Genomic DNA, 14300 nt, shown 5'->3' on the forward strand with positions numbered 1-14300 from the left:
TTACTTGTTCTCCGTTCTGTGGTTGACGAGACGTTCGGTGGCTTCGCTGAGTACGCGCTGGGCGGTTGCCAGGTCGGTCGGATCGACTCCGGCGAAGGCGACGGTGGTGATCAGCTCGATCGGATCCGGGATCGTGCTCCAGAGGTCGGTGCCGGCCGCCGTGATGCGCAGGACCTTCTGGCGCTGGTCCGCGTCGTCGGCAAGCTGTTCGATCAGCCCCTTACGGACGAGAACGCCGGTGATCGTGCTGAGTGTCGCTCGCTCCACTTCGAGCAGGCGGGTGACCTCACGCTGGTTCAACGGACCGTTGATGGCGAGCAACTGGAGCACGTACCACTGGGTGTGCCCGAGATCGTAGGGACGCAGCACCGAATCCATCAGAGCCCGGCTGGCCAGGAAGTATCGCTTGGCCCAGGCCCCAGCACCGTCCAGATCAGGGGTTCGTATTCTGTTAGCCACCTGACAATCTTGTCAGGTGGCTAACAATTAATCAAGGGACCAACACTCGGGCGGCCGGCGCCCGCCGGCCGCCCGCTCGCATTATCTGAGCCCGAAGGCCCGGACGATCGTCTGGCTGATGCCGCCGCCGTTGCGCTGCTTGGCGGTGACCCGCACCGACACCTGCCCGGCCCGCGGCGGTGCCTGCAGCCGCGTCTCCCAGCTGCCCTTGCTTTCCTTCAGTTGCAGCCGTTGCCAGGTCGCCCCGTCGTCGTACGAGACCTCCAGCCCGACCGAGACCACGGCGTCCTGCCGGGCATTGCTGCCCAGCACCACGGGCTTGACGGCGAAGACCGAGTTCCGCTTCGCCCGCCCGGCCGCGTCGACGTCCACGCCGTAGTCGAGCTGGGCCAGCGGCAGCGGCTGGTTCTCCGCCTCCCCGGACGTGAAAGTCCACTCGGTGTGCGTGCTCGTCGAGTACGGCGTCAGCTCGGCGTTCCCGACGGTGTCGGCAACCAGGCGGTACGGCCGCTTCTCCGGCGCCAGGTCACCCACGCCGAAGTCCGGCCGCGGACCGTTCCCGACCAGCTTCTCCTCGCCCTGGTACAGCGCGAAGCTGCGCGTCATCAGCGAGTCGCCGCTGTGCGCGGACCCGCCGTCACCGAACCCGGCGATCATGCCGCCCATCGCGTTGCCGACCCGGTGCGGGAGCTCGAACTCGAGCATCCGCGGCCGCACGATCGGACCGAACCAGCGCTGGCTCTGCACGCTGCGCGGCTGGTAGCTCGTGATGTCGGTGAATGTCGCCCAGCCGTTGATCGAGGCGTACTGCTGCCACTTCGCGCCTGCCGACACCCAGTCCGTCCGGTGCCCCACCGCGGGCTTCGCCGGGAACCGCGGCACCCGGATCGACCCGTACACGGCGTACGGGAAGGAAGCCGGCCAGTACTCGTACGCCGGGCTGTCCTCGCGACTCTCCAGGACCTGCTGCCCGTTCGGGGGAGCGAAGTCGTTCTCGATCCGGGCGAGGCTGCCGGGGTCCGTGGCCGCGGACGGGTCGTCCGGGACCTTGCCCTGGTGGTAGTCGACCAGGTCGTACAGGTACGACGGCACCGGGTTGGCCGCGACGGTCAGCTCGGTCCGGTGCGTGGTGAGCTTCTTGATCAGGGCCTCGCCGTCGTCGAGGGTGAGCGACGCCGTCGGGATCGGGCCGGGGGTCCGGCCGTCGGCTCCGCCGTACCAGTCGTTGTAGCGGCCGATGCCGTCGTTGACCACGAGCAGCATGGCCGCGCCGGCGGCGTGCGCCGCGGCGGCCCGGTCTGCTGGCGGTACGTCGATGCTGTTGCGGATGACGACCGCCTTGCCGCGCGCGTCCAGACCGGCGTACTCGGCGGGCGTGCCGGTGCCGGCGAAGACGGCCTGGACGCGCGTCGTGCCGGCGCGGAACGCCGGGGAGCCGGGCTGGACGAGCAGCGAGTCGTCGAGGCTGCGGCCGTCGTAGCTGATCGTCAGCGGTGTCTGCTCGGCCCGGAACCGGGTGGTCAGTACGAAGCTGCCGGTGCGGACCTTGTTCTTCGTCGGCAGCGCCCAGAAGCTGTCGTAGTCCGGCGGCGGCATGAAGATCTCGTGCAGCGCCGCCCTGTCGTCGGGGGTCGGCTGCGCCGAGGTGAAGGACCGGAAGATGTCGAACCTGCTCGTGGTGACGGTCGTCGGCTTCGGCGTGTCGACCTTGATCGGACGGCTCCGCGACGCGTCGAGGACGACGGTCCGGTCCGCGGTCAGGTCGACCTCGGGCGCGGTCAGGAAGGCCAGACCGAGCGAGTGCGGGCCGTGGCTGCCGGGCACGTCCAGGGTCGAGACTATCGTGTACGAGCCCGGCGCCCAGCGGCTGGTGAGCTCGCCGTCTGTTGCCCACAGCACGGTGGATTTCCCGTCCGCACCGGTGACCTCGACCTCACCGCTGACCGGCTTGCCGGCCTGGTCCTTCAGCTGGACGTTCAGGTTGTACTTCTTCGGCTCGACGGCTAGCCCGACGGCCGTGTGCACAGTGCCGGTCGAGGAGGTCGCGATGACCTGGGCCGCGTACTGGCCGGGAGCCAGGCCGTTCGGGTCCGCCGTGAAATCGACCGCTGCGGTGCCCTTCGCGGGCACTGTCACCTGGGACGCGGCGAGGCGGAAGATCCCGGCGTGGTCGGTGGACAGTCGCAGCATGAGCGGCTTGTCGGTGGTGTTGCGGTAGCTGATCTGCCGCCTGACCGGCGTCCGGGCCGGGTTCGGCGACCACTGGACGAGCCCGGCGTCGACCGATCCGGTGGCGGTGAGCTGACCGTGCAGCGAGGCAGCCGCGACGTCGACCCGCCCGGTCCCCGCCTGGTACGGCGTGTACGCGGGCGTCAGCTTGCTGGTGCTCATCAGTGCGTCCTTGAGCTGCTGCCCGGTCCAGTCCGGGTGCTGCGCGGCGAGCAGTACGGCCGCACCGGTGACGTGCGGAGCCGCCATCGACGTACCGCTGTCGGTCCGGTAGTAGCCCTCGCCGCCGTCGTTCGTGTACTGCGACCGCGCGGCCAGCACGTCGACGCCGGGTGCGGTCAGGTCGGGCTTGAGGCCGTCGTCCATCAGCCGCGGGCCGACGCTGGAGAAGTCGGCCAGCTGGTCCGAACCGTCCACCGCGCCGACGGTGAGGGCGGCGTCCGCGGTACCCGGTGAGCTGACGCTGTACGGGCTGCTCCCCGAGTTGCCCGCGGCGATCACGAACAGGGCACCGGTCTCGGCGCTCAGCTCGTTCACCGCCTGACTCAGCGGATCGTCCTGGGTGTGCCAGGCCGGCGTCCCCAGGCTCATGTTGATCACCTTGGCGTGCTCGGTCCGCGCCGCCCACTCCATCCCGGCGATGATGCCGGAGATCGGGCCGGAGCCGTTGTCGCCGAGCACCTTGCCCACGATGAGATCGGCGTCCGGTGCGACGCCACGCTCCTTGCCGTCCGAGGCCGCGCCGGTACCGGCGACGGTCGACGCGGTGTGCGTGCCGTGACCGTTGCGGTCGACGACGTCTTCACCGGCCACGAAGCTCTTGGTCGCCACGATCCGCGGTGCCAGGTCCGGGTGTCCCAGGTCCACACCGGAGTCCAGCACCGCGACCCGCACGCCCGTGCCGGTCACGCCCGCCGCCCACGCCGCGGGCGCGCCGATCTGTGCGGTGGTGTCCGCGAGCATCGTCCGCGCCTTGCTGTCGAGCCAGACCTTGGCGATCCCCGTCGCGAACGAGGGCGCCGCGGCGGTGCTCGCTTTCGCCCGCGGGCCGCTCTGCCCGGTCAGCGCCGACCAGAGCGCGGCCGCTTGCGCCTTCTCGGCCTTGACGGCCGCGCCGTCGACCGACGGGAGGTCGACCGTGGTGGTTGTGCCCGGCAGCGCCGAGCGGCGCGCGGACTTGGCGGCCACGCCCGGCGAGCCCGTGACGACCAGCGGGAGGTCCTTGCTCCGGGCATTGTCGTACCCCTCGGCCACCAGCTCGCTGACGTTGAACAGCTGCTTGTCGAGCTGCCCGGTCGCCAGGTACGGCATCGCGGCGCCGGGGTAGACGAACGTGTCGCCGTTCTCCACGCTGACCCGTACCGGTCCGGTCGACCGCGGAGCGCGTTCGACGGCCTGCACCGACACGGCGCGGCCGGGCCCGGCCGCGACCGTGACCTTGTCGCCGGTGATGAGCGTGAGGTCGAGGGGTGTCCCCCCTGCCGCGGCCGCGCCGCCGGCGGTGGGGAGCGGTGGGGGTGGTTCGGCGCCGGCCGTCGTCGGAGTGGCAAGACCGACGACCAGGAGAAGCGCAGCGGCCGGCACGAGTAGCCGACGGGCAGAAGAACGCATGGTGTCCTCTCGGTGGTCAGGAGTGACCGAATCTGATCAGCACCGAGGACAGGTGTAAACGAATTGCCCGTTTTCGCCAGCAACACCGGGATTTGGCAAGAATGGGCACCCAGTCAGCGTGGAGGTCTTGCTGGTCAGCCGCCGTTCAACGGGTCGTAGGCCGGGGCGAAGCGGAAGTGGTCGAAGTCGCCCCAGTTGATGGTGACCTCACCGAGGTTTCTGATCGCGGTCTTGGCGCCGTTCGCGTGGCCGACGACATACAGGTACTTCTTGCCGGTGTCGTAGTCCATCGCGAGGACGATGGAGCCGGTGCCGCACGGCGCCGCGATCATCTTCTCGAAAACTTGCCAGCTCGACGTGCGGACCGGGGTCGCCACCGGCTTGAGCGGGTTGGTGGTCGGGATCTTCAGCGTGTACAGCCCGCCGGCCCGGTTGTTGACCAGGAACAGGTCGTACGTCGCGGTCGTGGCGATCAGCGCGAATGCCTTCATCGTGCTGAGTCCGGCGACATAGCCGGTGTTGCGGAAACCCGTGCCGAGATCGGTCCAGCGCCCGAACCTGCCGGAGGTGTCCTGCGCGTACAGCGTCGTACGGGACGGCTTGCTCGCCGCTGACGCCTTGTACCGCGCCTGGACGAGGAAGCGCTTCCCGCCCCAGCCACCGCCGTACCTCTTCAGCACGTTCGATCCCCGCACCAGCGAGCCGTCGGAGCGGACGATGGCCGAGCTGTCGTACAGGTACCCACCCATGACGATCTTCCCGACCCGGGCCGTGCGGCCGCCGGTCATCGGAGTCTCGGTGAACGTGGTGGGCGTGACGCCGACGCCGAACGGCGACTGGTAGATGTTCGAGGTGTTCAGCACCGGCCCGACCGTCGGTGGTGCGGTGGCAGTGACGATCTGCTTGTTCTGACCCCACTGCGCGTTGAACGACCCGAGCGCGAGGACACAGGCCGCCGTCTGACTCGTCTGGACCGCCTGGGCCGGTTGGATTGCCGTGCCGAGGGTCAGTGCCAGACCGGCGGCGCCGGTGAGGCCGATGGCCTTGCGGAACATCTCGTGGTCCTTTCGATCAGTCGCCGTTGGCGATGTCGTAGACGGGAATCGGAACCCAGCGGAAGTACACCGGGTCGTCGAACGTCCCGGCGACCTTGCCCAGGGACCGGATCAGGGTGGACAGGCCGTTCGCGTGACCGACGGCGTACAGGTAGCCGGACTTCGTGTCCTTGTCGATGCCGAGCAGGAGCGTACTGTTCCGGCCGCACGCCATCGCCGACAGCACCTCGAAGCCCTGCCAGGTGCGGCTCCGGACCGGCTTGACGATCGGCCGCATCGGCACCGACGACGGGATCCGGATCGTGTAGAGCGCTCCACCACGGGTGTTCGCGAGGAACGTGTCGTACGTCGGGGACTTGCTGATCAGGGTCATCGACTTGACCGCGGCGAACCCGGCGTACGAACCGTTGCTCTGCCACGTCCCGTTGACGATCTTCCACCGGTACAGCACGCCGTTCTCGCGCATCCCGTAGGCGACCGAGCGACTGAAGTCGCCGTCGATGGTTTCGTACGTCGAGGTCTCCAGCATCGTGAACGGAGTCCAACCACCGCCGACCCGCCGCAGCAGGTGCTGCTCGTCGGGGTCGATCTGGCCGGTTGCCGCGTTGATCGCGTAGTTGCTCCAGTAGAGGGCGTCACCGATGACGACGTAGCCGTACCGGTCCGGGCCGGCGACGTTCGGTTCGCTGGTGGTCCGGGCGCTGAGCCGGATCTGCCCGGGCTGGAACGCCCCTTCCGTGATCCGCTGGTCCAGAACCGACGGCGGGGTGGTCGCGGCCACCTCCGACGACGTGTGCTGCCCGGACGCAGTGACCGACCCCTGCCAGATCTCACAGACCGCGGCGGCACGCTGCCCGGTCGTCCCCGCCCTCCCTGATGTCTCAGCGCCCTGGGCCGCGGCCGGCGTGAGCGCGGCGGCCGCGAGCGCGGCGCCCCCAGCCCAAACCACCATGCGTCGCTTCATGTCCGCCAGTCCTCCCCGCGCCCCGGGGACGCTCTACCCGCTAGATGCCGGGCAGGCACGGAAAGTTGCTACCCCGTCGGACAGCACCGCAGGGACAGCCGCCCAGAACCCGATCCGGCGCATGTCCCGCGTTACGTTCTCAGCGTGGGGCGAGAAGCTGGCGTTGGCAGGCGTCGGCGAACCAGGTTTCCCATTCCTCGGGCGTCCAGCCCCGACCATCTACCAGCAGAAGCCAGACGTCTGGATGATTGAGCGTCCACAGCAGGTCGGTGGCATGGTCGATGTCGAGGCCCGGCCGTAGGGCCCCCTTGGTGTCCAGGCTTTCGATGATCGCGTGTTGATTGGCCCAGAAGTCCGTCTGGATCAGCTCCCACAGCGCCGCCAGGTCCTCGTCGACCGGGGCGGCGTCTCGGATCACCTTGAGCATCGGCCCGATGCGCGTCTTGACGACTCGTGACGCCGCAGCCGTCATCGCCACCTGCCGCCGCGGGTCAGGCTCGGACATGAGCGAGGTGTACCAGGGCCGCTCAGCGACCGGGGCTTCGTCGAGGTCGCCCTTGAGCGACATGTCCCACACCGCCCTGAGCAGACCGGACTTGCTCGCGTAGGCGTTGTAGACGGTCTTGAGCGAGACGTTTGCGCGCGACGCGACCGCGTCCATGGTCGTGGCCGGATAGCCCAGCTCGACAAAGAGATCCTTCGCGGCCGAGGCGAGCGCCAGACGCCGATCCGCGGCCTGCCGCGCGCGGAGGGAGGAGTCATAGGTACGCGGGGTCTTGACTTCGTCCGGCACAGGCCTCATGTTAGCAATATTCGTTACACGCAGCGTGTAACGAATCGCCGAAGGAGGCGAGCAGTATGTCAACAGAGACTGCCCAGGTGCCGACGCCCCAGCAGATCCGCAAGCACGTCCATCGGATGTGGGGTGCGGTCGCCGAGTCATGGGGCGTACACGCCGATCATGTCGAGCAACGCTCCGAGCTCGTCACCCGCCTGATGATCGAGGCTGTCGGGCCGACTCCGGGCGACGAGGTGCTCGAGCTTGCCTGCGGTGCCGGTGGGCTGGGCCTGGCCATCGCCGACAGCGTCGCTCCCGGAGGCCGCGTCGTACTCTCCGACGCGGCGCCGCAGATGGTGGAGATCGCGGCCGCTCGCGCCTCGCGACGAGCAGGCAAGGGTGGAACCACCGCAGCGGTCAGCGCGCGTGTCATCGACCTGGAGCAGATTGATCTGCCAGACGCCTCCTTCGACATCGTCGTCTGTCGCGAGGGACTCATGTTCGCGCTGGACCCCGTCAAGGCGGCGAGCGAGATCGCCCGCGTACTGCGCCCCGGCGGGCGAGTCGCCGTCACCGTGTGGGGTCCGCGCGACCGCAATCCGTGGCTCGGAGTGCTCGCAGACGCCGTGCAGGAGCACACCGGCTCGCCGGTTCCGCCTGCCGGCTTCCCAGGTCCCTTCGCGCTGGGTGCGGACGGCGCTCTCGCCCAAGTGTTGGCCTCGGCCGCACTCGAGAACGTACGCGTCAAGGAGGTGCCCGTACCCACGCATGACGCGTCCTTCGAGGACTACTGGGACCTGCGCACAGATCTAGCCGGCCCGCTGAAGCGGATCCTCGGAACTCTGCCTCCGGAAGACCTCGCCGCCATCAGGGAGAAGGTTCGCAGCAGGCTGGCGAGATACCAGACAACCGACGGCCTCAGGATCCCAGGCGTTGCCTACGTCAGCTCCGCCCGCCGCCCGGATGACGCACACCCGAGCCGGACCCCCGCCGACTGACTGACCTCCAGGCGCTGGGTCCGGCCAAGGAGAGCACCACTCAGGGAGGGTGCGCGTCGGGCAGCATGCGCGGGTGGAGCGGGTGCCCCAACTCACGGCGTACTCACTCCGTTGCCATCGCGCCGTCTCGAGTAGTTCGTCCGGCGGAGGCGGGTGGCTCGAGAGGCTGCGCAGGCTGTTCACCTCGGTGGTGGTTCGGTGTCGGTGGTGGCGCGGATCAGGCGGTTGCCGTCGGGGGTGCGGTAGTAGAGGACGGAGCGTCCGGCGCGGCGCCGGCTGGATGGGCGGTACGTCGGTGGTCAGAGGGTGCTGACCATGCCGCCGTCGATCAGGACGTCGCTTCCGGTCAGGTTGCTGACCGTGCTGGAGGCGAGGAGCAGCACGAGTTGGGCGACCTCGTCGGGCCGGGTGAACCGTCTAGTGGGTGTGCCGGCAACCGCGGCGTCGCGGACGGTGGCAGGGTCGACGCCTTGGGCTCGGCTGAGCGTGTCGGCCACCCCACCGGGGCCGAGCCAGAGTGCTGTCTCGACTGGTCCGGGACTGACGGTGTTGACGCTGACGCCCAACGGTCCGACCTCCTTGGAGAGGGACTTGCTGAAGCTGCGGAGGGCCGATTTTGCTGCGCTGTAGTCGATCACGCCCGGGTCGGGCAGGGTGGCGTTGACTGAGCAGATCGTCACGATGGCCGATGGCGCTGATTCGATCAGGTGCGGCAGCGCTGCGCGGGTCGCGCGGACGGCGGAGAACAGATTCAACTCCAGCGCCCATTGCCAGTCGGCGTCGGTGACTTCGAGGAAACCGCCTGTGCGCGGTCGCACCCCGCCGACGTTGTTGATGAGCAGGTCGACGCCGCCGAAGCGGTCGACGGCCAGGTCCACGAGTGCCTGGCAGCCCGGCATGGTGGTGAGGTCGCCGAGCACCGTGGCGACACCGGCCTCGGCCAGGGCTGTCAATTCCTCCGAACCGTTGAGAGCCCCTGCAGCTACCTGCGCGCCTTCGGCGACCAGAGCGCGAGTCACAGCTAAGCCGATGCCCTTGCTGGCGCCCGTTACGACTGCGGTCCGGCCTGCGAGGTCGAGCTTCACAGGGACTGCTTCCGCAGCCAGGTCAGGCAGGTCTCGGCGACCTCGGGCCACCCGGAGTCGATCGTCAACGAGTGACCGCGGTCCGGAAAGGTCGTCAGGTCCGTGATGGCGTCGGAATGCCGGTACTGCTTGAGTGTCGCGAGCGTCACCGACTCGGGGACGGTGTGGTCCTTCCCGCTGGCGATCAACAGGAGCGGTCCACGGGTCTGGTTGTCGGTGTCGACCTTGGCGGGGGAGTGCGGGTTGAAGTTGGCCGACGCCGCCTCGAACAGTGGCTTACCGGGTGCCGGGATGGTCCAGCGCTCGAACAGTTGGTCGGACTCCTCCTGGGAGACGGCGTTGCCGAAGGCGAAGCGGAACTGGTCGGCGGTCAGCGAGACAGCTCGGTGCTTGTTCGCGGGGTTCTTGAACACCGGCAGGGTGGCGCGCAGCGCCGACAGCGGGACAGGGAGGACGCCCTTGATCTGGGCGGCGTCGATCGCGACGGCGGCCTTCGCGCGGTTCTGGCCGAGGAGCTTCTGGGCGATCATCCCGCCGAACGAGTGCCCGACCAGGATCGGCAGTTCGGGAAGCTCATCGATGATCGCGGCGAAGTGGGCCACGACGTCGTCGATGCCGTGGTCGCCGATCGCCTCCGGGGCTCGTCGCGAGGACTCCACCGTCTCGCCGTCACCGGGCCAGTTCGGCGCCTGCGGCTCATAACCCTCGTCCCGGAACCGTGCCAGCCACGGCTCCCACGAACTTGCATGCAGCCACAGCCCGTGAACGAACAGCACTGGTGTTCTCACAGTCGCCTCCTTGGTCGATCTCGGGTGCTGGAGCGCACCAAAGCGTCTTCGGAGACTAGGACGACCGGGCTCTCGCCAGCTTCAGTCGGATGACTGAGTCTGCTTCAGCACAGTTGAGCCGACGGCCAGCACGCCTGCGAGTTGCTGGCGGCTGGTCACGCCGAGCTTCGGGAAGATCCGGTAGAGGTGGGAGCCGATTGTCCGGTGTGAGAGGAAGAGCCGTTGGCCGATCTCCCGGTTGGACAGGCCCTGAGCGACCAGCTCGGCGATCTGGGCCTCCTGGGGCGACAGCTGCTCACGGGCGTTGTCGGTCGGTCGCCAGCTGCGCTCACCGGTCGCCCGTAGCTCCTGGTCGGCCCGGAGTGCCCACGGCTTGGCACCGAGTGCGCCGAATGCCGTCCGAGCAGCCCGGAGCGGATCACGGGACTCGGTCACCCGTCGCTGGCGACGCAGCCACGACCCGTACGCATGCTGAATCCGTGCCCGGTGCCACGGATACCGGCGGGCGGGCCCGGCGAGCGCACGCTGGAACAGGTCCTCGGCTGTCGCGTCATCGGCCAGCACGGCCCGCGAGTACTCGAGTGCGATCGTCGTACCGACCGCGGAGGAGCCGTTCGCCCGCTCCTCGACCGAGCCGACCAGGTCTCTGGCGGCATCTCGATGACCCGTCCGGATGGCGGCTTCGGCGAGGTAGCTGATTGTCCAGATCTGCTGGACCCGCTGACACGCGGGGTCGGTGGGTTCGAACACGCGAAGGAGCTCGCCGTACGCCTGCTCGGGTCTGTCCGCACCAAGCTCACCGAGGCCGCGGACAAGCTGCGCCCCGGCCAGCAGCGACGAGCTCGCATTCGGAAGCTGGAGCGCGGTCTGCTCGGCCTGAGCGAGCAGCCGATGATGCGGGTCCCAGTTCCCACCGACCGCGTCGATCAGGGCCAACGCGATGCGTGCGGTCCCGGCCCACACGCGCTGACCGGTCTCGTCGGACAGACGCATGCCCTCGTCCGCCGACCGGGCCGGGTCGAAGACGCCGAGGTTGATCTCCGCCCACGCACGGATGGCGAGCGCCTCGGCGAGCAGGCTCAGCCGGCCTTCGGCGCGCAGGTCGCGGATCGCCGTCGAGAGCGACGACTCCGCGCGCACGAAATCGCCCGCGCAGAAGGCCGCGATACCCAGCAACGCCGCCGTGTCGGCGTGTCCGCCACCATTTGCCGCGGACCGGTTCAGCTGCTCGATGACCGGCGCGCTCAACTCGAGTGACTCCGCCAGGCCGAGCACGGCCAGCACCCTGGCGTCCTCGGCAGGCAGCGGAACCTCGCGGGCGGCACGGACGATCTCTCGCCGAACCGCCTCACCGGGGTCTCGCCACCAGACCCTGCGGGCCGCGCCGAACAGCAACTGCATCGCCAGGTCGATGTCCGCCTCGCCGGTGGCGTGCCGCGCAAGGTCTACCAGATGGCTGACAGCCGCAGGCTCGCTGGTGGCACCATCGTGGAACGCTCCCGTCAACCACGTGAGCCGTGAGCGGTCCCTAGGTCGCAGCGTCATGCGGGTGACCTGGTGCTTGATCTTCTCCACCTGGGCGAACTTGCCGAGTTCGTATCCCACCTCAGCGGCGCTGAGCAGACGAGCAGCCTGGTCGCGCGGATCCGGGCTCAGCGCCGCCGCCCGTTCGAGCCAGGACAGTGCGGTGGCATGCGCGCCGCGCCGGCGAGCCTCGGAAGCTGCCAGTTCGAGTTCGGCCGCGACAGGCTCGTCGTGTCCAGGCACCGAGCCGGCCCGGTGCCAGACCGCGCGTTCCGGTTCGACGGAGAGGACGGTTGCCAGAGAACCATGTCCCTGCTCACGCCGTTCGCGCGACATCGCCTGTCGCAGCGCCGAACCGATCAGGGGATGGGTGATGGTGTACGTCGCGCCCGCGATCGTGAGCAGCCCTAGTTCGGCCGCGGGCTGCGCGTCCTGCCGATCCACGACGGCGCCGCACAAGATGGCCGCGGCGGCGAGGACCTGGTCGAAGTCGTCGCCGTCGTCGAGGGCCGCTACATCGACGATCGCGCGGGCGGCCGGCTCGAGTTCGTCGGCCCGCGCCGCGAATGCCCGCTCCAGGCGTGCGGTCATCGGAAGCGCATCGTCCAGCTCGCTCCAGCCGTACGTCGTGGTGCTCAACGCTTTGGCGAACTCGACAAGTGCGAGCGGGTTGCCGCCCGCCTGTGCGATCACGCGATCGTGCAAGCCAGGGCTGAGGTCGGGGGCACGAGACCGCAGCAGTGCGTGCGCAGCCTCGTCCGGAAGCCCCTGCAGCTCGATCCAGGTGACCGCCTGGTCGTCGCCGAGGAGCTGCGGGTCAGGTCGCCGCGACGTGGACAACAGCACCACCCGCTCGGTCGCGATGCGGCGGGCAACGAACGCCATCGCGTCGACGGAGGGCCGGTCCATCCATTGCAGGTCGTCGAGGCACACGAGAAGTGGCGCCTCACTGGCCGACTCGGCCAGGAGTTCCAGGACCGCAAGTGAGGTGAAGAAACGGTTGGCGTCGGTGTTCTCGACCATGCCGAAGCAGGCGAGCAGCGATTGACGTTGCTGAACTGGCAGCAGGTTGACGTGCGCAAGGACCGGTCGCAGCAGTTGATGCAGGCCGGCGTACGGCAGATGCGACTCGGACTCGCTGCCGCTCGCACTCAGGACCGCGAACCCTGCGGTCGCCGCATGCTCCATGACGCGGGCCAGCAGCGCACTCTTACCCACTCCAGGCTCACCGTTGAGCCCGACCGCGAATCCTCCATTCTCAACGTCGTCCAGACTGTCAAGCAGTCGGCGAAGCACGTCGTCACGGCCGAACAGCGGTACCTCATCGGCCGCAGTCATGGTCCGAGCATGAGCCACCACCTGGGGTTCCGTCCACCTCGACTGAGCCGCCGGTCAGTCGCGCGTTCGCCGTTCTGCACCAGTCGAACAAGCAGCCCATGGTGTTGTCCTGCCTGGCGAACCGAGGACCGGTCCGGGGGAGTTCCTGGGGCGAGACCGGCGAATCGCAGCCGCCGGCTGATACATGCCGTCCGTTGGTGGCGGGTACTGAATTTTGGTGGCGCGTGTAGAGGATCGACTGGTGGCGGGGCGATACAGGCTGCATGACGTCCTCGGTCGGGGCGGGATGGGGGAGGTGTATCGGGCGACAGACGAAGTACTCGGTCGGTCGGTGGCGGTGAAGGTGATGCGGCCGGCTACCGAGACGCTCGCGTGCCCTGAACGGTTCCTCCGGGAAGCGCGCGCATCGGCGCAGATCGTGAGCCCCCATGTCGTCGCGACGTACGACTTCGGCAGTGACGGGGACCTGTACTTCCTCGCGATGGAACTCGTGGAGGGCGGGTCCGTCGCCGACGAACTCAGAACCAGCGGTCCGTTCTCGTCCGAGAGGGCGCTGGATGTCGTCCGGCAGGCCGCGGCCGGCCTGGCCGCTGCCCACGCCCTGGGGATGGTGCATCGCGACGTCAAGGCGAGCAACCTTGCCCTGTCCGACGACGGGACGGTGAAGCTTGCCGACTTCGGCATCGTCAGATTTCTGAACGACGCCCCGACAACGATGACGTCCAACGGCCACATCGTCGGGACGAGTCTCTACCTCTCGCCTGAGTGCGCGATGGGCCAGCCCGCTGAACCTGCCGGGGATGTCTATGCATTGGGGTGCTTGCTGTACCAGCTCGTAGCAGGGCATCCACCGTTCATGGGTGACTCGCCGTCATCGATCATGTACCAGCATGTGCATGCCGAGCCGGTGCCCCCGAGCGGGCTCAGGCCCCAACTCACGAGTGAAGTCGAAGCTCTGATCTTCTGGATGCTCGAGAAGGATCCGAGCAGGCGTCCTACGGCAGCTCAAGTCGCCGAGGGTGCGCAGCCTCCATGTCTTGCGGGTGACCCCGACACAACCGTCGAGCTCTCTCCTGTACGTCGACGTATGTCGACGTACAGGAGAGAGCTGGCGGGTGCGGTGGCCGCCGTCGTATTGGTGGTTGTGGTGGCTGTGGGAATTGCGTTGGATACGCGAGGTGTAGAGCTGCCCGCGACGACCGAGCTAGGGCCGACGCAGGGCCGGTCCGTTGCGCCTCAGGTCAAGCCTCGTGTCACACCGACTCCGACACGGACCAGCACTCCGACGGTCACGTCTCGGCCGCAGCACAGGTCGACCCCAGACGTCGGAGCGACGAAGCGGGCGCCGAAGTCCAAGGTCTCTCCTGGGCATGGCCAAGGTGCGCCGAAGTCGAAGCACGACAAGTCAGAGTCCGGGAAACCGAAGAAGCCCAAGGCGTAGCCGGGCTCGTCGAACCAGCAATTGAAATAG

General features: G+C 68.6%; 10 protein-coding genes. 2 read left to right on the forward strand and 8 right to left on the reverse strand.

Features of this window, described 5'->3' with window-relative positions; genetic code table 11:
• The 5 genes from EV647_RS16350 to EV647_RS16370 form a co-directional block, all read right to left on the reverse strand.
• Complete coding sequence (locus tag EV647_RS16350; RefSeq protein WP_202876183.1) at window positions 1-369, reverse strand: MarR family winged helix-turn-helix transcriptional regulator; 369 nt, start codon at window positions 367-369, stop codon at window positions 1-3.
• Window positions 370-540: 171 nt separating this feature from the next.
• Window positions 541-4299: a S8 family serine peptidase gene (locus tag EV647_RS16355; protein WP_134003558.1), complete on the reverse strand. Its 3759-nt coding sequence runs from the start codon at window positions 4297-4299 to the stop codon at window positions 541-543.
• Between the two features lie 134 nt (window positions 4300-4433).
• Window positions 4434-5354, reverse strand: coding sequence for a hypothetical protein (locus tag EV647_RS16360; protein WP_134003560.1), 921 nt, complete (start codon window positions 5352-5354; stop codon window positions 4434-4436).
• 16 nt (window positions 5355-5370) lie between these two features.
• Window positions 5371-6318 (reverse strand): hypothetical protein, encoded by a 948-nt coding sequence (locus EV647_RS16365; RefSeq protein WP_238177243.1) that lies wholly within the window; start codon window positions 6316-6318, stop codon window positions 5371-5373.
• Window positions 6319-6457: 139 nt separating this feature from the next.
• Window positions 6458-7111, reverse strand: coding sequence for a TetR/AcrR family transcriptional regulator (locus EV647_RS16370; RefSeq protein WP_166680345.1), 654 nt, complete (start codon window positions 7109-7111; stop codon window positions 6458-6460).
• 65 nt (window positions 7112-7176) lie between these two features.
• Here EV647_RS16370 and EV647_RS16375 point away from each other — a divergent pair, with 65 nt between their 5' ends.
• A complete protein-coding gene (locus tag EV647_RS16375) occupies window positions 7177-8094 on the forward strand; it encodes a class I SAM-dependent methyltransferase (protein WP_134003564.1) in 918 nt (305 codons plus the stop codon).
• Window positions 8095-8393: 299 nt separating this feature from the next.
• Here EV647_RS16375 and EV647_RS16380 read toward each other — a convergent pair whose 3' ends face one another.
• The 3 genes from EV647_RS16380 to EV647_RS16390 form a co-directional block, all read right to left on the reverse strand.
• A complete protein-coding gene (locus EV647_RS16380; RefSeq protein WP_134003566.1) occupies window positions 8394-9179 on the reverse strand; it encodes an SDR family NAD(P)-dependent oxidoreductase in 786 nt (261 codons plus the stop codon).
• A complete protein-coding gene (locus EV647_RS16385) occupies window positions 9176-9967 on the reverse strand; it encodes an alpha/beta hydrolase (protein WP_134003568.1) in 792 nt (263 codons plus the stop codon). Before EV647_RS16385 ends, EV647_RS16380 begins: the two co-directional genes overlap by 4 nt.
• A gap of 81 nt (window positions 9968-10048) precedes the next feature.
• A complete protein-coding gene (locus EV647_RS16390) occupies window positions 10049-12829 on the reverse strand; it encodes an AAA family ATPase (protein ID WP_134003570.1) in 2781 nt (926 codons plus the stop codon).
• Window positions 12830-13070: 241 nt separating this feature from the next.
• Between EV647_RS16390 and EV647_RS16395 the strand changes: the two genes are divergently transcribed.
• Entirely contained in the window at window positions 13071-14270 is a 1200-nt protein-coding gene (locus EV647_RS16395; protein WP_134003572.1) for a serine/threonine-protein kinase, read from the forward strand.
• The last annotated feature ends 30 nt before the right edge of the window (window positions 14271-14300 follow it).

The sequence above is a fragment of the Kribbella sp. VKM Ac-2566 genome (assembly GCF_004366005.1).
Lineage (GTDB): Bacteria > Actinomycetota > Actinomycetes > Propionibacteriales > Kribbellaceae > Kribbella > Kribbella pratensis.